The sequence below is a fragment of the Rhizobium aethiopicum genome (assembly GCF_014197535.1).
GTDB classification, from domain to species: domain Bacteria; phylum Pseudomonadota; class Alphaproteobacteria; order Rhizobiales; family Rhizobiaceae; genus Rhizobium; species Rhizobium aethiopicum_A.
Genome location: NZ_JACIFV010000025.1, coordinates 24041 through 41943, shown reverse-complemented (window position 1 = coordinate 41943; position 17903 = coordinate 24041). Strand labels below are relative to the sequence as shown.

Genomic DNA, 17903 nt, shown 5'->3' with positions numbered 1-17903 from the left:
TGGGAGGAGAGAAAATGATGGTGACCGTACGCCTGCTCGAACCTTCAGACCGTGCCGCCTGGGAACCCTTATGGGCAGCCTACCAGCGGTTCTACGAAGTGGTCATCCCCGCCGAGACGACCGATCTTACCTGGGTTCGTTTCCATATCCCGACGAACCGATGCATGCGCTCGGCGCCTTCGACGAAGACGGCCGCGTCGTCGACATCGTGCACGCCATCTTCCATCGGTCCTGCTGGCTGCCGCAATGGACCTGCTATCTGCAGGATCTCTACGTCGAAGGCAGCCAACGCGGCCTCGGGACCGGGACTGCATTGATCGAGGCCGTCGCCGAGCTTGCACGCCGGAGCGGCGCAGGCAGGCTCTATTGGATGACCCATGAAAGCAATGCGACCGCGCGGTACCTCTATGACAGGATTGCCGAGCGCTCGGGTTTCATTCAGTACCGAAAGGCGCTTTAGCTCCGGGCTTGCACAAAGACTTCGCCGCGCTATTGATTCCAGCGACACGAGAACACGAGGAGGACGTCATGCCCGAAGAGCTGGTATTCTATACGAACCCAATGTCGCGCGGCCGTATCGCACGATGGATGCTGGAGGAGATCGGCCAGCCGTACCGCACCGAACTGCTGACCTTCGGTGAAAGCATGAAGGCGCCGGAATATCTCCGTGTCAATCCGATGGGCAAGGTGCCGGCGATCCGCCACGGCAACACCATCATCACTGAATGCGCAGCGATCTGCGCTTATCTCGCCGAAACCTTCCCGGAAAAGGGTCTGGCGCCGAGGCCGGAGGAGCGCGCCGCCTATTACCGCTGGATGTTCTTTGCCGCCGGTCCGCTCGAATCGGCGGTGACGATGAGGGCGCTCGGCTTCGAAATCCCGGCGGAACGCCTGCGCATGGCCGGCTGCGGCGGTTTCGGCGACGTCATGAACACGCTCGAGATGGCCGTCTCCGGCTCGACCTATGTCACCGGCGAACGCTTCACCGCCGCCGACGTCTATGTCGGCGCCCATATCGGCTGGGGCCTCGGTTTCGGCAGCATCGAGAAGCGCCAGGCCTTTATCGACTATTTCGGCCGCATCAGCGAGCGCGAGGCCTACAAACGCGCGAACGCTCTCGACGACGAGGCCGGCAAAACGATGCAGGCTGCCTGACTGTCAATCCGGCGCGGCGTCCAGAATGCCGCGCCGGGATCCCAGCCGTCAGGCAAGCGGCATGTGAATATCCGTCATTAGTTCTGTCGGCGGCACATCGCGCGGGTTGTTGAGATATTCCTCGAACATGACGCTCTCCTTCAGCTGTCGCCCCGAGTTCGGCAGCCATTCGGAATAAAGCCACTGATAGGCCTTATACATGTCCGCATAAGGACCCTTGTGGCGCAGGACGGCATACTCGCCGCCCTCGATCGTACGTCGCTCGAACGGCGCTTCGGTGGGAACTCCTGGGTTGCTGATGACGCAGGCGATGGAGCGCAGCTTTTCGGCCGGCACGATGTCGGGATCGTCGAGATAGACGCCGATCATCCGCATATCCGGCCTGGCAAGGCCGCGGGCGTAAAGCGTGCCGAACAATGTTTCGAAGGCTTTGCCGATCTGCATGTAGGAACCGGTGTGGGCGACGCCGATCAGCTCGATCGGCTCGATCTGCCGCAGGGTAACGTCAAACATGGCTTTGGTCTTTCCGTTAGGTGAGGATAGGAACGCTGTATGGCTTCCCTCTTTCCGGTAGCGCGCCGGCGGCATGCCATAGACCGATTTGAAGATGCGGTTGAAGGATTGGAGGTTGGGATAGCCGGATCGCTTCGCAATCTCGCTGACGGCAAGCTCCGTACGGACAATCTCGCCCGCGGCGCGATGCAGCCTGAGCCGCTTTACGGTGGCCGCCAGCGTCTCGCCATGGATCGCCCGATAGATCCTGTGCCAGTGATAGCTCGACAGGCAGGCGATCTCGGCAAGGCGCTCCATATCCAGTTCCTCGTCGAGGTGGTCGTGAATATAGGCCGAAACCCGTCGAAGACGGGTCTCGTAAAGCGTCCATGCAGTCTCGCCGTTCATGTCGAAGCCCTCTGCAAATCGATCGACCGCAGACAACCATATATCGATTTGACAAATCTTGCGGAATTACTGGATCCGGAGCGCCGACGCTACGCAATCGACCTGCTAAGCGGCAGAGAAAACCTCGCGATTGTCAGCTACGCCGCCCTCCTCCCTCATTCCTGTGCTCGTCACAGGAATCCAGCCACGGAGCGTCCGCGCCGTGAATGAATCAGCACCTAAAGAAAAGTGCCTTCGCGCCCAAGGACTTGGGCGCACTGGATTCCTGTGACGAGCACCCGTGACGGAGGCTGGGGGACGCCGAATGAAGAACAAGCCTATCAGCAAACTAAGGCGGAAGCCCCAGGTCAGTTCACCCGGCAAGTGCCCCTGCAACAGCCTCAATGGCTTCTTCGGCCTTGGTACCATCCGGACCGCCGGCCTGGGCCATGTCGGGACGGCCGCCGCCGCCCTTGCCGCCGAGCGCGGCAGAAGCAACCCGCACCAGATCGACGGCGCTGAAACGCTGCACCAGATCCGGCGTCACCGCGACGACCGCGCTCGCCTTGCCGTCTTCGGAAACGCCGACCAGCGTCACGACGCCGGAGCCGATGCTGGTCTTGCCATCGTCGGCGAGGCTCTTCAAATCTTTCGGGTCGACGCCCGAGATCGCCTTACCGAGGAACTTGACACCGGCAACTTCGCGCACGGCATCAGCCGAGCCGCCCTGCCCGCCGCCCATGGCGAGCTTGCGCTTGGCGTCAGCCAGTTCCTTTTCGAGCTTGCGGCGCTCGTCCATCAGCGCTTCGACGCGCGACAGAACTTCCGAAGGCTGCACCTTCAGCGACGCCGCGAGCGTCTTCACGCGCTCGTCCTGCTCGGCGAGATATTCGCGCGCCGATTCACCGGTCACCGCTTCGATACGGCGAACACCGGCGCCGACGGCGCTTTCGCCGAGGATGCGCACGAGGCCGATCTGGCCGGTCGCCGACACATGCGTGCCGCCGCAGAGCTCGACCGAGTAAGGCTTGTCGGTCTTCGCGCCATGCAGACCCGTGCCCATCGAAACGACGCGCACCTCATCGCCGTATTTCTCGCCGAAGAGCGCCATCGCGCCTTCGGCGATCGCGTCATCAACGCTCATCAGGCGGGTCGTGACGGGCGCATTTTGCAGCACGATCTCGTTTGCCATGTCCTCGACGACCTTCAATTCCTCGGCCGACATCGGCTTGGGATGCGAAACGTCGAAACGCAGGCGCTCGGGCGCAACCAGCGAGCCCTTCTGGGCAACGTGGGTACCGAGTACTTCGCGCAGCGCCTCGTGCAGCAGGTGGGTTGCCGAATGGTTGGCGCGCAGGCGCGAACGGCGGGCATGGTCGACAGTCAGAACGACAGCATCGCCGGTCTTGAACGCACCTTCGACGACGGTGCCGGAATGCACGAAGAGGCCCTCACCCTTCTTCTGCGTGTCCGATATTTCGATCTTGCCGTGGTCGGAGGATATGACGCCGGTATCGCCCATCTGACCACCGGATTCTCCATAGAACGGCGTCTGGTTGACGACGATCTGCACCTTGTCGCCAGCCTTGGCTTCGTCGGCAACGGCGCTGTCTTTGACGATCGCCTGCACCACGCCTTCAGCGCTCTCTGTGTCGTAACCGAGGAACTCGGTAGCTCCATGCTTTTCCTTAAGCTCGAACCAGACGATTTCGGTGGCCTTCTCGCCGGAGCCAGCCCAGTGCGAGCGGGCTTCGGCCTTCTGGCGCTCCATGGCATCGGTGAAGCCGGAGATGTCGACGCCGATCTCGCGAGCGCGCAGGGCGTCTTGCGTCAGGTCGAGCGGGAAGCCGTAGGTGTCGTAAAGCTTGAAGGCGGTCTCGCCATCCAGCATGTCGCCCTTGTCGAGATCAGCGGTCGCATCCGACAGCAGCGACAGGCCACGCTCCAGCGTCTTGCGGAAGCGGCCCTCTTCGAGTTTCAGCGTCTCTGATATCAGCGCCTCGGCCCGCACGAGTTCCGGATAGGCGCGGCCCATCTCCTGCACCAGCGTCGGCAGCAGCTTGTACATCAGCGGCTCCTTGGCGCCGAGAAGCTGGGCATGCCGCATGGCGCGACGCATGATACGGCGCAGCACATAGCCGCGGCCCTCATTCGACGGCAGCACGCCGTCGGCAATCAGGAAGGCCGAGGAGCGCAGATGGTCGGCGATGACGCGGTGGCTGGCGCTGCCTTCCGCCTTGACTCCTATCGTATCCTCGATGGTGCCGGTCAGCGTGCGGAAAAGATCGGTATCGAAGACGCTCTGAACGCCCTGGAGGATGCAGGCCATGCGCTCCAGACCCATGCCGGTGTCGATCGACGGACGCGGCAGCGGATTGCGAACCCCCGGCTCGGTCTGCTCGAACTGCATGAAAACCAGGTTCCAGAATTCCAGGAACCGGTCGCCGTCTTCCTCGGGCGAACCGGGAGGGCCGCCCCAGACGTTCTCGCCCTGGTCGATGAAAATTTCCGAACAGGGGCCGCAGGGTCCGGTATCGCCCATCTGCCAGAAGTTGTCGGAGGTCGGGATGCGGATGATCTTGTCGTCGGAGAAACCGGCGATCTTCTTCCACAGCGCCGCTGCTTCCTCGTCTTCGGAATAGACGGTCACAAGCAGGCGATGCTTCGGCAGATCGAAGCCTTCAGTCACGAGCTTCCAGGCAAGCTCGATCGCATTCTCCTTGAAATAATCGCCGAAGGAGAAATTGCCGAGCATTTCGAAGAAGGTCAGGTGACGCGCGGTATAGCCGACATTGTCGAGGTCGTTGTGCTTGCCGCCGGCGCGCACGCACTTCTGCGAGGTTGTCGCCGTCGCATAAGGACGTTTCTCAAGGCCGGTGAAGACGTTCTTGAACTGTACCATGCCGGCATTGGTGAACATCAGCGTCGGGTCGTTGCGCGGCACGAGCGGACTGGACGGAACGATCTCGTGGCCGTTCTTCTTGAAATAGTCGAGGAAGGTCGACCGGATATCGTTCACGCCGCTCATTCTATGCCCTTCAATGCGGCCCGAGGCCGGTAAATACAAATCCATCGGCTTTTAACGTTCGCCTCCGCCACTGTCCAGCCGACAAACAAAACCGGCCGCATTCTGATGAGGAATGCAGCCGGCTGAGATATCAGATCAAGTTCAAGCGCGAAAATTACATTTCCGCGGCAGCATCGCCGTCATCGGCATCCGGACCGCCATTCTGAAGGAAACGATCCGCGATCAGGCCGGCATTCTGGCGCAGCGCCAGCTCGATCTCCCGAGAGAGATCCGGATTGTCGCGTAGGAAAGTTTTGGCGTTTTCGCGGCCCTGGCCGAGACGCTGGCTGTTATAGGAGAACCAGGCGCCCGACTTCTCGACGATACCGGCCTTGACGCCGAGATCGACGAGTTCGCCCGTCTTCGACACGCCTTCGCCATACATGATGTCGAACTCGACCTGCTTGAAGGGAGGCGCCATCTTGTTCTTGACGACTTTGACGCGGGTCTGGTTGCCGACCACTTCTTCGCGCTCCTTGACCGAGCCGATGCGGCGAATGTCGAGGCGCACGGAGGCATAGAATTTCAGCGCATTGCCGCCCGTCGTTGTCTCAGGCGAACCGAACATGACGCCGATCTTCATGCGGATCTGGTTGATGAAGATCACCATGCAGTTCGACTTGGAGATCGAAGCGGTCAGCTTGCGCAGCGCCTGGCTCATCAGGCGGGCCTGCATGCCCGGCAGGCTGTCGCCCATCTCGCCTTCGATTTCGGCGCGCGGCGTCAGCGCGGCGACCGAGTCGACGACGAGAACGTCGACGGCGCCGGAGCGCACCAGCGTGTCGGTGATTTCGAGCGCCTGCTCTCCGGTATCTGGCTGCGAGATCAGCAGATTCTGCAGATCGACGCCAAGCTTACGGGCATAGACTGGATCGAGCGCGTGTTCGGCATCGACGAAGGCGCAGATGCCGCCCTTCTTCTGCGATTCCGCAATGGTCTGCAGCGCAAGCGTTGTTTTGCCCGAGCTTTCCGGCCCATAGATTTCAACGATGCGGCCCTTCGGCAAGCCGCCAATTCCGAGCGCGATATCGAGACCAAGCGAGCCCGTCGAAACCGTCTCGATCTCGACGACGTTCTCGTTGGAGCCGAGTTTCATGATCGAGCCCTTGCCGAACGACCGCTCTATTTGTGAGAGTGCCGCTTCAAGCGCCTTGCTTTTGTCCACCGATTTGTCCTCTACCAGCCGCAATGTATTCTGAGACATCCGATCCACCTTTAGGTTATTGAAGCCGCTCAAGCAATGTCGAGTTTGTACCCTATTTGTTCCATTCCCGCAATAGGCGCACAAACATTTGAAAGAAAAAGGTAAAACGGTCCATGTTCTACATTTGTTTTATCGATGCAAAGCAACGGCTTAGACCCTCTGCGCAAGCTTTGCCGCGGCCGGGCAATGAGCATCGATTCGCCCTTCGCACTTTATGATCCCGGGTAAGTTGATGAAAAAGATTCTCGTTCTCGGCGGTGCCCATATCGACAGGCGTGGCCGCATCTCCGGCGAAACGGCGCCAGGCGCCAGCAATCCCGGCACCTGGTTCGAGGAGCCGGGCGGCGGCGGTTTCAACGCGGCGCGTAACCTTGCAAGACTGGGTTTTCACGTGACCATGATCTCGCCGCGCGGCGGCGATCCCTTCGGCGAAATGGTCGGCGAAGCTGCCGATTTCGCCGGAATCGACGACCGGCCCTTCGTCTTCCTCGACCGCAAGACACCGAGCTATACGGCGATCATCGAGAAGAACGGCGACCTCGTGATCGCCCTTGCCGACATGGATCTCTACCGTTTCTTCGTGCCGCGGCGCCTGTCCATCCGCTGGGTGCGCGAGGCCTTCGCCGCCCATGATTTCATTCTCGTCGACGCCAATCTGCCGGAAGAGACAATCGCGGCGATCGTCGCCAAGGCGAACTCCCTGGCCAAACCCGTTGCGGCCATCGCCATCTCGCCGGCCAAGGTGGTCCGGCTGAAACCCTGCATTAGGGATATCGATTATCTGTTCCTGAACGAGGCCGAAGCCGCCGCCGTTACCGGCTTGCAGCCGGAGGATTCGGGCGGTTGGCCGCCGCTCCTGAATGAGATCGGCATCAGAAACGCCGTCGTCACCCGCGGACGGCGCGAGCTCGTTGCGATTTGCAAAGACCGCGCCGTGGCGCTGCAGCCGCCAATCGCCGAAACCGTCGCCGATGTTACCGGCGCCGGCGATTCCCTTGCCGCCGGCACGCTCGCCGCCTTGATATCAGGCCTGCCGCTCGAGGAGGCCGTTCGCTACGGCGCGGCGGCGGCAGCGCTCACGGTGCAGTCACGGCACGCCGTCAACGAAAATCTGACTCCGGATCTCTTGAATGAGGCGCTTGCCCTTGTTCCCAAGGTCAGAATTCTGCATTGAAGCGGCTGAATTAAAGAGTTGAGCAAGATGCCGTTTCGAAAGCCGCCCACGCTTTTGGTATCATGCTCTGCCGATCACAGGACAAGACCATGACCAAGCCCATCTCCCCTCTTCTGCCGATCGCCTATTCGAAGGAGGTCGCCAGCGCCAAGCAGCGCGGCGCGCCACTGGTGGCGCTGGAATCGACCATCATCACCCATGGCATGCCCTATCCCGGCAATATCGAAATGGCGCGCAGCGTTGAGACGATCATTCGCGAACAGGGCTCGGTGCCGGCGACGATCGCGGTCATCCACGGCACCCTTCATATCGGCCTTGAAGCTGCGCAACTTGAGCAGCTTGCCAAGGCAAAGGAGGTCATGAAGGTGTCACGCGCCGATCTCGCCTTCGCCATCGCCGAACGGCGCACCGGCGCAACGACGGTTGCTGCGACGATGATCGCGGCGGCCCGCGCCGGCATTCGTGTCTTTGCCACAGGCGGCATCGGCGGCGTGCATCGCGGCGCCGAGGAAAGCTTCGATATATCAGCCGATCTTGAGGAATTGGCGCGCACCGGCGTTATCGTCGTCTGCGCCGGCGCCAAGGCGATCCTTGACATTCCAAAGACGCTTGAAGTGCTGGAGACCCGCGGCGTACCTGTCGTCACCTATGAGAGCGAAGAATTCCCCGCCTTCTGGTCGCGTTCATCAGGTATCCGCAGCCCGCTCTCGCTGAACAGCCCGGCGGCCATCGCCAATTTCCAGACGGTGCGCGAACAGCTCGGCATCGACGGCGGCATGCTCGTCGCCAATCCGGTGCCGGAAGCCGACGAAATCGCGCGTGAGGAGATGGAGATCTATATCGAGCGGGCGCTTGATAGTGCCGAACGCGACGAAATCACCGGCAAGGCGGTGACGCCCTATCTGCTCTCGACCATTTTCGACCTGACGGACGGCCAAAGCCTGAAGACGAATATCGCGCTGGTCGAAAACAATGCGCGGCTTGCGGCAGAGATTGCCGTGGCGTTGGGTGAGTAATTGGTGGGTTCGTTTTTATCGGCTTAAGGATTTTCAGAGAGGGTTGGCCGTGTGGCACCCCCCTCTGTCCTGCCGGACATCTCCCCCACTAGGGTGGAGATCGGCAAGAGGCCGGCCCATCGTTCCCTCGCTACAGTAGCGGAACAATCGTACGGCAGTTGTTTGAGGAATCCATCGCGCCCAGCCGATCTCCCCACCTGTGGGGGAGATGTGCCACACAGTGTGCCTCTCCGCAAACCATTAAGCCGTGATCAGCTATCCAACGTTTCCTTCACCACCACGGCAAGCTGCTTCAGCGAGAACGGTTTCGGCAAAAATCCAAATCTTGCATCCGGCGGCAGATTGCGGGCGAAGGCGTCCTCGGCATAGCCGGAAACGAAGATGAATTTCAGGTCGGGATAGTTCTTACGCAACTCGCGCAGCAGCGTCGGGCCGTCCATTTCAGGCATCACCACGTCGGAAACGACGATGTCGACCTTGCCCTCGAGCTCCTCCATGATGCTCAGCGCCTCGACGCCCGAGCCAGCCTCATGCACGGTGTAGCCGCGCGTTTCCAGCATGCGCTTGCCGCCGCGGCGCACCGCTTCCTCGTCTTCGACGAGAAGGACGACGGCCGAGCCGGTCAGGTCCTCCGGCTGCTGCGCGGCCACCGCCGGCGCGGCTGGGACTTCATTGATGGCGTTGTCGATCGAACCCGCCTCCGCGGCAATCGCCGGTTCTGGGATGTGGCGCGGCAGGAAGACCCGGAAGGTCGTGCCTTTGCCGACTTCGGATTCCGGCTGGATGTAGCCGCCCGATTGCTTGACGATGCCGTAGACCATGGCGAGACCAAGCCCGGTGCCCTTGCCGACATCCTTGGTGGTGAAGAAGGGCTCGAAAATCTTGTCCATAATTTCGGGCGCGATGCCTGTACCAGTATCGGCGACTTCGACCAGCACCATGTCCTCGGCCGGCATGTAGGAGTAATTGAAGGCCGCGACGTCGGCTGCGGTCAAATTGCGGGTGCGCAGCGTCAGCGTCCCGCCGTCAGGCATGGCGTCGCGCGCATTGACGCAGAGATTGATCAGCACCTGCTCGAATTGCGAAAGGTCGGTTTTGACGGGCCAGAGATCGCGGCCATATTGCACATCGAGCTTGACATTGGTGCCGGAGAGCAGCCGGTCGACCAGCATGCGCAGGTCGCCGACGACATCGGTGAGGTTCAGCACCGAAGGCCGCATTGTCTGCTTGCGTGAGAAGGCGAGCAACTGGCGCACCAGCACTGCGGCGCGGTTGGCGTTACGCTTGATCTCCATCAGATCGGCGAAGCTTGCATCGGAAGGACGCGCCTGCAGCAGCAGGTGATCGGAAGAAAGCAGGATCGCCGTCAGGACGTTGTTGAAATCATGCGCGATACCGCCGGCCAGCGTTCCGACAGCGTTCATCTTCTGCGTCTGCGCCATCTGCGCTTCCAGCGCCTTCTGCTCGGTCACCTCGACGGCATAGACGATCGCCGCCTCTTCCGGCGCCTCGTCGCTCTGGTCGATAACGGCGTTGACATAAAAGCGGAAATAGCGCGCCTCGTCTGTCGGCGTGCGGGTGTCGAGCGGCGGGATGTCGCTCTGCCGGTCCTTGGCGGCCGTCAGCGCCGCGGCCAGTTGCGGTCGATCGCTCTCCTGCACGATCGTTTCCAGATACGGCGCCTTTTCCAGGTCGTCGCGCGAGACGATGCCGGAGAACAGCTTGAGGAACGGCGCGTTGGTGCGCAGGATGCGTCCGTCGCCGTCGACCGAGGCGATTGCCATCGGTGTATTGTTGAAAAAGCGGGTAAAGCGCATGGCGGCAGCTGAAGCCGACTGGCCCCTCTCGCTGCTCCTTTCGCGCGCCAGCACGATCGTCCGGCTTTCACCGGGCGCGCCGTCGCGCATTGAGGTGACGCTATGTATGATCTGCACCGGCAGGCTCTGGCCGTTGGTCTTGCGCAGATCGAGATCCAGCGTCACGGTCTTCTTCAGACCGGGCTCGGCCTGCACCGACTGGATCAGCGCCAGCCCCTCGCCCGCCACCAGGTCGCCGATCGACATCGAGCCCGGCAGGAACTTGGTCAGGTCGAGGCCCAGCCACTCCGCAAGCGTCGCGTTCAGGTAGAAGATCTCACCCTTCCTGCCGGCGGAGAAGAAGCCGGCCGGCGCGTGGTCGAGATAGTCGATCGCATTCTGCAGCTCCTTGAAGAAGCGCTCCTGATCGTCGCGTTCGGCGGTGATGTCGGTGATCTGCCAGATCTGCAGCGGCTTGCCGTCATCATCCTCCGGCTGCAGCAGCCGCACCTTCAGCCGGTACCAATGCGCGCCCGAGCTGTTGCTGCCGGGCCCGACGGCGCGCAGCAGGCGGAATTCCTCCCGGCCCTCCTTGCCCTCGCGCAGACCATTGACCAGCCGGTAGAGCGCCTCGTTGGATTCACGGTGCCGCGACAGCAGCGTTTCCAGCGTCTGCACTTCCGTTGCCTTGCGCGCGCCGGTGAGCGCGCCATAGGCGGCGTTGGCATAGATGATCCGGCCTTTTTCGTCGGTGATCAGCGTGCCGTCCGGGTGGCTGTTGAGGAAAGCGCGCGCCAGGCTGTCGGACTGGCGCTGCGGCATCACCTCGATGAAGCCGATAACGGAAGATACCAGGAAGAAGATGCCGACCATGGCGAGAACGCCGAGACCGCCGAGCACCATCTCGTTGTCGAGCGATCGCTTAAAGACGACAAAAGCTCCGGCGGCCGCGATCAGCACGAGCGCCAGGAGAAGAATGCGCAAAACCGTGCCAGAACGCCCCCCACGATCCACAAGCGGTGCGTTATAGTCGTCGACCTGACGCGGTTTCGTCATATATTCCTCGCATAAGCCCCTCCCACCTCGTAGCACGAACAAGAAGCGGGAATCAGGCGCTCTTTCCTTCTTAGCAATTTGCCACGCCGGCAAAAACACCGGTCGCCGGCAAGACCGCTTGAATTCACAGACAAGAGCGCCATCTGCGCCTGATACCTGCGGCAGCGGCCCGCGCGCGAAGCCGGCAGCTGCAATTCGGCATAACACGAAATCGCCTTCGTGCATGGCTGGACAGGACCGGCTGCCCTTGCCTAAGGAACGGAAAAGTCGTCAATATGTGCCGAATGTGAAATGGAGTGAGTGACTATGTTCGATGATCTTGTCGCAGCCTATGGCAGCCGTTTCCTGCTTGCGGCCGGTGGCGTCGGCCTGGCGCTCCTCCTGCTCATTCTGGCACTCTGGCTGATGCGAGGCCGCGCCCCGTCGCCCTTCGTCCGCGGCGGCCGCAACCGTCAGCCCCGCCTGCAGGTGCTGGACGCGGCAGCCGTCGATGCCCGCCGCCGGCTGGTGCTGGTGCGCCGAGATGATGTCGAGCATCTTATCATGATCGGCGGCCCCACCGATATCGTCATCGAAAGCCGCATCCTGCCGGAGACGGCCGAACAGCCGGAAAGCCTCTCACGCCCGGAGCCTGCCGCCGAGCGGCCGATTGCAGTCCCGCGGCCGGAAACACCGCCTGTTTCCGCCGCCCGTGCGCCGGTCACCCCCCGCGCCGAGCCGGCCGCCGAGCCCTCCTTCGCTGCGCCCGCGTCGGAGCCGCGGCCGCGCCCCGAACCATCGGCCCCGCCCACCGTGCCGCCGCCGGTGGCCACCAGCCCGCTTCCGCCAGAACCCGCGACGGCGCCTCTATCGGCCGAACGCGACCAACCCCTACGCGCTGTCCCGCCCCAGCCGCAGGCCCCGGAGCGTCCCTCTGCTGCCGCCGGGGCGCAGCCGGCACCGTTCCGCGATACCGCGAGCGCCGCCGAAATCCTGGAGGCCGCCCGCCGGCGCGTGCTGCCGCAGCAGCGCATCGAGCCCGAGGTCTCCGCCCCGGATATGCCGGCGCCCCGCGCCGCAGCCGCCACGGACGAGGACGATGCGGCTGCGCAATCGCCAGCGGCGATCCGCCGTGATTTCCAACGGGTGCTGGAAGAGGAAATGTCGAACAATCTCACGGCCGAGCGCATCGTGCCGGCCCCCCCGCGCCAGGCCGCACCGCAGCCGGCCAACCAGCCGCGCCGTGATCCCGAGCTTGCGCCCATCACCGGTGCCGATACGGACCTGCAGAAAGAAGTTGCCCGCATCTTTGGCGAAATGAGCGTCAATCGCGACAAGTAAGACAAACGCTTACATCCGGTTGTCATCCCTTAGCCTTCGTCATGAAGTTGCATAAAAGCCGCAATGCTGCGGCTTTCACCTCGCCGACGCATTGGGGACTCCCTATCACGCCGATCATTTGCTATCGATCAGGTTGAAGAGCATTGGCGCATCCGAGGTAGACTTTGCCTAAGTAAATACCGGTCTCACCCCAGTTTCACCCGTGTAGCCGCAAGCGACGCGCTGGCGGCATGCGACGATGTTCATCGGGTGGTGGCGAGAGACCGGTTTGGCATTGTTACAATGTGCCATGTGCAGCTCCGCTGTCTCAGCTCTTCAGCCGCCCACAACATCGCCATACCGCGCCCGCAAGGGTTTTCTCATGCACCATCTTGGTGGACTTCCGAACGGAAGACCAAGACGATATGTGCAAGACACTTCGGGTCCGATGGACCATCACTCCCAAAACGGCGCCCCAGCCATGGATTGCCTGCGGCGGATGCGGGGGCCTCAGAGCTTTCCGATCCAGCGGCAAGGTCCGGCTCAATGCCAACGGTCGCAAGCTCAACGCCTGGCTGATCTACAAATGCCTGATCTGCGAAAGGACATGGAACCGCCCGATCTTCGAACGCCGGAATATTCGAGACGTCGATCCGATGATTCTCGACGCGCTGCAGTCCAACGACCCGGACTGGATTCGGGCGGAAACCTTCAATCTTGATGCGCTGCGGCGCAAGTCACAGCGTGTGGACGAGTTCGCCGAATTCGACATCGCCAAGGAGGCCCGGCACGAGACCGCGGGCTGGACGAGCTTGGAAATCGAACTGGCGGCTCCGTTTCCAACGAGCATACGCCTGGATCGGCTGCTGGCCGGCGAGTTGCAGATGTCACGCTCCCGCCTCCAGGCTCTTCACGATCGGGGCCTCTGTCGAACACAGCCCGACCGGGCCGACATCATGCGGCGGCGGATCATGAATGGCACCCTCGTCACAATCGATCTCGCCACAGAGGCGGAGCGCTGGAAAGCTCTGGCGACCGACGCTTTCCCGTAACCGCCTCTTCGACACGCCGGAGATGGCTCAACAAAAAGCGCCGCGATCGGATCGCGGCGCTGAATGTCTCTCATCTCTGCACGGGAATGGTCATTCGTCGCGGTAAACCTTTTCGCGACGTTCGTGGCGCTCCTGCGCCTCGATCGACAGCGTCGCGATCGGACGGGCGTCGAGACGCTTAAGACCGATCGGTTCGCCGGTTTCCTCGCAATAGCCGTAGGTGCCGTCTTCGATGCGCTGCAGCGCCGCGTCGATCTTGGAGATCAGTTTTCTCTGCCGGTCGCGGGCGCGAAGTTCGATCGCCCTGTCGGTTTCCGATGACGCCCTGTCGGCGAGATCGGGATGGTTTGCGCTTTCCTCGGCCAGATGGTCGAGTGTTTCGCGCGCTTCTCTAAGGATATCGTTTTTCCAGGCGACCAGCTTTGCCCTGAAGTAGGCACGCTGGTTTACGTTCATGAATTCTTCCTCTTCCGAGGGAACGTAATTGCTAAGATCGATCTTCTCACTCAACGCGATTCTCCTGAAGAACATCTCATCTGGCGGGGTGTATATCCCAAGCGCTAGCCGCGATTCAAGCCAAATACGACAGCTAAACAGATTTTTAAATCTGTTACAATTTTCGGCTAACGGGCTATTTTCTCATGATTATTCGCGTTCGCAATTTTCGTCTCGTCTTCAAAACGCCGTGTTGTCGGCCACGTTTTGGGCCGTTGCGGCATGGCTGGCGGTTGACGGCGGATGATCGCAACCGCTACTGAAAAGACCCGCCGATCCTGGATTTGCCCATGACCGTACCGCTGCCTCCGCCCAATCGCATCTATCTCCTGCGTCATGCCGAGGCCGCCTGGGCCGAGCCAGGACAGCGCGATTTCGACCGGCCGCTCAACGAAAAAGGTTATGGCGATGCCGAGGTTATCGCCGACAAAGCCGCCGACAAGGGCTACCGTCCCGATCTTCTGATCAGTTCGACGGCGCTGCGCTGCCGCGACACCGCCGACGCCGTCCATCGGGCGATGGGTGTGGCACTTGATGTGAGTTACATCGACGCGCTCTACAACGCCACGGTCGATACCTATGTCGAAATCGTTGATGCGCAGGATAACGCCGCCGTCATGCTGGTCGGCCACAACCCGACGATCGAGCAGGCGCTTGAGGCGCTGATCGGCCACGAGGCTATGGTGAACGCACTTCCCGCCGGCTTTCCGACGGCAGGTCTCGCCGTTGTCGATTTCGACGTTTCCGCCAGCGGCTGGCGCCTGATCGATTTCCTCGTCGTCTGAAGTCTCCAGAGCAATTCCAGCAAAAGTGTGCAGCGGTTTTGCGTCCGGAATTGCGTAAAAACAAGAAGATAGAGGATGCTCGTGATTCGAAGAAAAACGAAAATGCTCTAACTCCGCTTCTTTTTCGGCCGGCGCAGTCTTCCTATATTGCCGGCAGTCATCAACCGGAATTGCGCCTTGCCGCCACGCCTGACATCTCTCGCCGACGACGCCCGCATCGCGTTTGATAATCTCGCCGACAGGGCAAGCGGCCTCGTCAATCCGACCGTACGGCTCGGCGTCACCGGCCTCTCCCGTTCCGGTAAGACGGTCTTCATCTCCTCGCTTGTCCACAATCTCCTGCATGGCGGCCGGCTGCCGCTGTTCGAGCCGGTGCAGTCGGGGCGCGTTTCAGCCGTGCGGCTGGAGCCGCAGCCGGATGACGCCGTGCCCCGTTTCCAATATGAGGATCATATCCGGGCGCTGGTGAAGGACCGCGTCTGGCCGGATTCCACTCGCGCCATATCAGAACTGCGCATCACCCTCGATTATCAGAGCGCCAGCGGCTGGAACCGCCTGTTCTCGCCCGGCCGGCTGTCGATCGATCTCGTCGATTATCCAGGCGAGTGGCTGCTCGACCTGCCGCTGCTCGGCAAGGATTACCGCACCTTCAGCGAGGAAACGATCGCGCTTGCGCAAAAAGGCGTGCGCTCCGAACTGTCGCGGCAATGGTTGGCTCTGACACGTGCTGCCGATATAAATTCCGGCGCCGACGAGATGGTGGCTCGCGAGCTTGCCACCGCCTTTGCAGATTACCTCAAGGCCTGCAAGGCCGACGAACGCTCGCTCTCCACCTTGCCGCCCGGGCGCATGCTTCTGCCCGGCGATCTTGACGGCTCGCCGGCGCTGACCTTCGCCCCGCTCGTCCTGCCGCAGGGCGCACGTCCCGATCGCGGCTCGCTCTGGACGATGATGGAGCGGCGCTACGAGGCCTATAAATCTGTCGTCGTCAAACCGTTCTTCCGCGAGCATTTCGCCCGGCTCGACCGGCAGATCGTGCTGGTCGACGCGCTACAGGCCATGAACCGCGGCCCCGAAGCCGTCCAGGATCTGGAGCGCGCGCTGACCGACGTGCTTGCCTGCTTCCGCCCGGGCACCAATTCGCTGCTCTCGTCGCTGCTGGGGCGCCGCATCGACCGTGTGCTGGTCGCCGCAACCAAGGCCGACCATCTCCATCATGAGAGCCATGATCGGCTCGACGCGCTGACCCGCCGCCTCGTCGATCGCGCCATCGCCCGCATCGGCATGGCCGGAGCCGGCATCGACGTGATGGCGCTCGCTTCCGTGCGCGCCACGCGCGAGGCATCGGTCAAGCGCGACGGCCATGAACTGCCTGTCATCGTCGGCACGCCGATGGAGGGCGAAAACATTGCCGGCGAGCGATTCGACGGCCAGAGAAAGACCGCGATCTTCCCCGGAGACCTGCCGCAGGATCCGGAAAGCCTGTTCGATCGCATCGCCTCGGGCGGGACCGCCGATACCCTGCCCGACGTCAACGTCGTCAGATTCCGTCCGCCGCATCTCGAGGAGACCGGCGGCGGCATCAAACTGTCGGTGCCGCATATCCGCCTTGACCGCGCCATGCAGTTCCTGTTCGGAGACCGTCTCGCATGAGTAAGCCCCCCTCCGATTTGCCGCACCGCCCACCCGCCGCCTTCGCCTATGAGGATGAGGCTGCCGTGCCGCGCGACAATGGTCGGCAACAGCAAGGCCGACGCAAACCGGAAAGCTTCTCGGAAGACATTGTCTTGACGCCCGACGAGGAGGATCCCTTCATCAATCCGGACAGGGATGCGAGTGCAGTGCCGGTGGCAACACCGCGCAAGCGGCGCGCCTCCTTCGGCAAGATCGCACTAGGCGCCTTCGGGATCCTGCTGTCGCTCGGCATCGGCCTCTGGACCGACCGGCTGATCCGCGATCTCTTCAACCGCGCCGACTGGCTGGGTTATGCAGCTCTTGGCGTGCTGGCGATCGGCATTCTCGCAGTGCTTGCCCTCGTCATCCGCGAGACCGCGGGCATGATGCGCCTTGCCGCTGTTCAGGCGATCAAGGCGGAAGCGGAGGCGGCGATCCTCGAAACACGGCCGGCGAAAGCGCGCGCCGTCGTTACGCGCCTCACCACTCTTCTTGCGGCCAACCCCGAGACATCGAAGGGCCGCGCGACGCTGAAGGCGACCGAGGGCGAGGTCATCGACCCCCCGCATCTGATCGCCTTGGCCGAACGCGAGCTGCTGGCCCCACTCGACCGCAAAGCGCGGGCCCTCATCGTCAACGCCTCCAAACGCGTCTCGATCGTCACCGCCGTCAGCCCGCGCGCGATCGTCGATTTGCTTTATGTGCTCTACGAGTCCGTGCGCCTCATCCGCGCCATGGCCGAGCTCTACGGCGGCCGCCCGGGCACGCTAGGCATGTTCCGGTTGCTGCGTGACGTGCTGGCCCACCTCGCCGTCACCGGCTCGATCGCCGTCGGCGACAGTCTCGTCCAGCAGGTGCTCGGCCATGGGCTGGCCTCGAAGCTATCGGCCCGACTCGGCGAGGGCGTGATCAACGGTCTGATGACCGCTCGCATCGGAATCGCGGCGATGGATCTCTGTCGCCCGCTTGCCTTTCGTGCGGTGAAGCGACCGGGAATCGGCGATTTTATCGGCGATCTCACACCTTCAATGTCGCCGCGCGGCAACAATCCTTAACTGACCAGGCGATTTTGCAGTTCTCACCTTCCCGTAGGTGAAGTTGGCGAAGTTAAGCAGATTCAACACTGTAGCCGCCGGATCCTAAAATCCGCGAGGCGCGACAGAAATCCAATCCCTCGCATTTCGGCACAATCGAAAGGAAGGATTAACCATTCTTCGGCAAAACTCGACACCAGTTCGTGAGTGGTGTTTG

Annotated in this window: 13 protein-coding genes and 1 pseudogene; 9 read left to right on the top strand and 5 right to left on the bottom strand. The window is 62.1% G+C overall.

Going from position 1 to position 17903, the window contains the following annotated elements; genetic code table 11:
* Window positions 1-14: 14 nt before the first annotated feature.
* Both GGD53_RS25480 and GGD53_RS25475 read left to right on the top strand, forming a co-directional pair.
* Window positions 15-460: pseudogene (locus GGD53_RS25480) on the top strand (GNAT family N-acetyltransferase).
* Window positions 461-528: 68 nt separating this feature from the next.
* A complete protein-coding gene (locus tag GGD53_RS25475) occupies window positions 529-1155 on the top strand; it encodes a glutathione S-transferase family protein (RefSeq protein ID WP_184459527.1) in 627 nt (208 codons plus the stop codon).
* A gap of 48 nt (window positions 1156-1203) precedes the next feature.
* Here GGD53_RS25475 and GGD53_RS25470 read toward each other — a convergent pair whose 3' ends face one another.
* The 3 genes from GGD53_RS25470 to recA all read right to left on the bottom strand — a co-directional run bounded on the left by GGD53_RS25470 (window position 1204) and on the right by recA (window position 6305).
* Window positions 1204-2055 carry an AraC family transcriptional regulator gene (locus GGD53_RS25470; protein WP_184459526.1) on the bottom strand — a complete coding sequence of 284 codons (852 nt, stop codon included), beginning with the start codon at window positions 2053-2055 and terminating at the stop codon, window positions 1204-1206.
* Between the two features lie 352 nt (window positions 2056-2407).
* Window positions 2408-5062 carry an alanine--tRNA ligase gene (gene alaS, locus GGD53_RS25465; protein WP_184459525.1) on the bottom strand — a complete coding sequence of 885 codons (2655 nt, stop codon included), beginning with the start codon at window positions 5060-5062 and terminating at the stop codon, window positions 2408-2410.
* A 154-nt stretch (window positions 5063-5216) separates the two neighbouring features.
* Complete coding sequence (recA, locus tag GGD53_RS25460; protein WP_184459524.1) at window positions 5217-6305, bottom strand: recombinase RecA; 1089 nt, start codon at window positions 6303-6305, stop codon at window positions 5217-5219.
* 229 nt (window positions 6306-6534) lie between these two features.
* Between recA and GGD53_RS25455 the strand changes: the two genes are divergently transcribed.
* Window positions 6535-7479 carry a carbohydrate kinase family protein gene (locus tag GGD53_RS25455; RefSeq protein ID WP_184459523.1) on the top strand — a complete coding sequence of 315 codons (945 nt, stop codon included), beginning with the start codon at window positions 6535-6537 and terminating at the stop codon, window positions 7477-7479.
* Between the two features lie 89 nt (window positions 7480-7568).
* Entirely contained in the window at window positions 7569-8495 is a 927-nt protein-coding gene (locus tag GGD53_RS25450; RefSeq protein ID WP_184459522.1) for a pseudouridine-5'-phosphate glycosidase, read from the top strand.
* 251 nt (window positions 8496-8746) lie between these two features.
* Here the strand turns inward: GGD53_RS25450 and cckA are convergent, their stop codons facing one another.
* On the bottom strand, window positions 8747-11347 hold the full coding sequence (gene cckA / locus GGD53_RS25445) for a cell cycle histidine kinase CckA (RefSeq protein WP_184459521.1): 2601 nt from the start codon (window positions 11345-11347) through the stop codon (window positions 8747-8749).
* A 306-nt stretch (window positions 11348-11653) separates the two neighbouring features.
* Here cckA and GGD53_RS25440 point away from each other — a divergent pair, with 306 nt between their 5' ends.
* Window positions 11654-12667, top strand: a complete 1014-nt coding sequence (locus GGD53_RS25440) for a flagellar biosynthetic protein FliO (RefSeq protein ID WP_184459520.1) — start codon at window positions 11654-11656, stop codon at window positions 12665-12667.
* 404 nt (window positions 12668-13071) lie between these two features.
* Complete coding sequence (locus GGD53_RS25435; RefSeq protein ID WP_184459519.1) at window positions 13072-13698, top strand: DUF1062 domain-containing protein; 627 nt, start codon at window positions 13072-13074, stop codon at window positions 13696-13698.
* Window positions 13699-13788: 90 nt separating this feature from the next.
* Here GGD53_RS25435 and dksA read toward each other — a convergent pair whose 3' ends face one another.
* Window positions 13789-14208 carry an RNA polymerase-binding protein DksA gene (dksA, locus tag GGD53_RS25430; protein ID WP_008525884.1) on the bottom strand — a complete coding sequence of 140 codons (420 nt, stop codon included), beginning with the start codon at window positions 14206-14208 and terminating at the stop codon, window positions 13789-13791.
* A 275-nt stretch (window positions 14209-14483) separates the two neighbouring features.
* Here dksA and GGD53_RS25425 point away from each other — a divergent pair, with 275 nt between their 5' ends.
* The 3 genes from GGD53_RS25425 to GGD53_RS25415 all read left to right on the top strand — a co-directional run bounded on the left by GGD53_RS25425 (window position 14484) and on the right by GGD53_RS25415 (window position 17707).
* Window positions 14484-14978 (top strand): SixA phosphatase family protein, encoded by a 495-nt coding sequence (locus GGD53_RS25425; RefSeq protein WP_184459518.1) that lies wholly within the window; start codon window positions 14484-14486, stop codon window positions 14976-14978.
* A 177-nt stretch (window positions 14979-15155) separates the two neighbouring features.
* Window positions 15156-16631, top strand: a complete 1476-nt coding sequence (locus GGD53_RS25420) for a YcjX family protein (RefSeq protein ID WP_184459517.1) — start codon at window positions 15156-15158, stop codon at window positions 16629-16631.
* Window positions 16628-17707, top strand: coding sequence for a YcjF family protein (locus GGD53_RS25415; RefSeq protein ID WP_184459516.1), 1080 nt, complete (start codon window positions 16628-16630; stop codon window positions 17705-17707). Before GGD53_RS25420 ends, GGD53_RS25415 begins: the two co-directional genes overlap by 4 nt.
* Window positions 17708-17903: the final 196 nt, after the last annotated feature.

Bases quoted from the DNA above. Each gene is read 5' to 3' on its own strand.
- GGD53_RS25475 (WP_184459527.1), top strand. From the start codon at position 529: ATGCCCGAAGAGCTGGTATTCTATACGAACCCAATGTCGCGCGGCCGT.
- alaS (WP_184459525.1), bottom strand. From the start codon at position 5,062: ATGAGCGGCGTGAACGATATCCGGTCGACCTTCCTCGACTATTTCAAG.
- GGD53_RS25440 (WP_184459520.1), top strand. From the start codon at position 11,654: ATGTTCGATGATCTTGTCGCAGCCTATGGCAGCCGTTTCCTGCTTGCG.
- recA (WP_184459524.1), bottom strand. From the start codon at position 6,305: ATGTCTCAGAATACATTGCGGCTGGTAGAGGACAAATCGGTGGACAAA.
- GGD53_RS25415 (WP_184459516.1), top strand. From the start codon at position 16,628: ATGAGTAAGCCCCCCTCCGATTTGCCGCACCGCCCACCCGCCGCCTTC.
- GGD53_RS25425 (WP_184459518.1), top strand. From the start codon at position 14,484: ATGACCGTACCGCTGCCTCCGCCCAATCGCATCTATCTCCTGCGTCAT.
- GGD53_RS25435 (WP_184459519.1), top strand. From the start codon at position 13,072: ATGTGCAAGACACTTCGGGTCCGATGGACCATCACTCCCAAAACGGCG.
- GGD53_RS25470 (WP_184459526.1), bottom strand. From the start codon at position 2,055: ATGAACGGCGAGACTGCATGGACGCTTTACGAGACCCGTCTTCGACGG.
- GGD53_RS25450 (WP_184459522.1), top strand. From the start codon at position 7,569: ATGACCAAGCCCATCTCCCCTCTTCTGCCGATCGCCTATTCGAAGGAG.
- cckA (WP_184459521.1), bottom strand. From the start codon at position 11,347: ATGACGAAACCGCGTCAGGTCGACGACTATAACGCACCGCTTGTGGAT.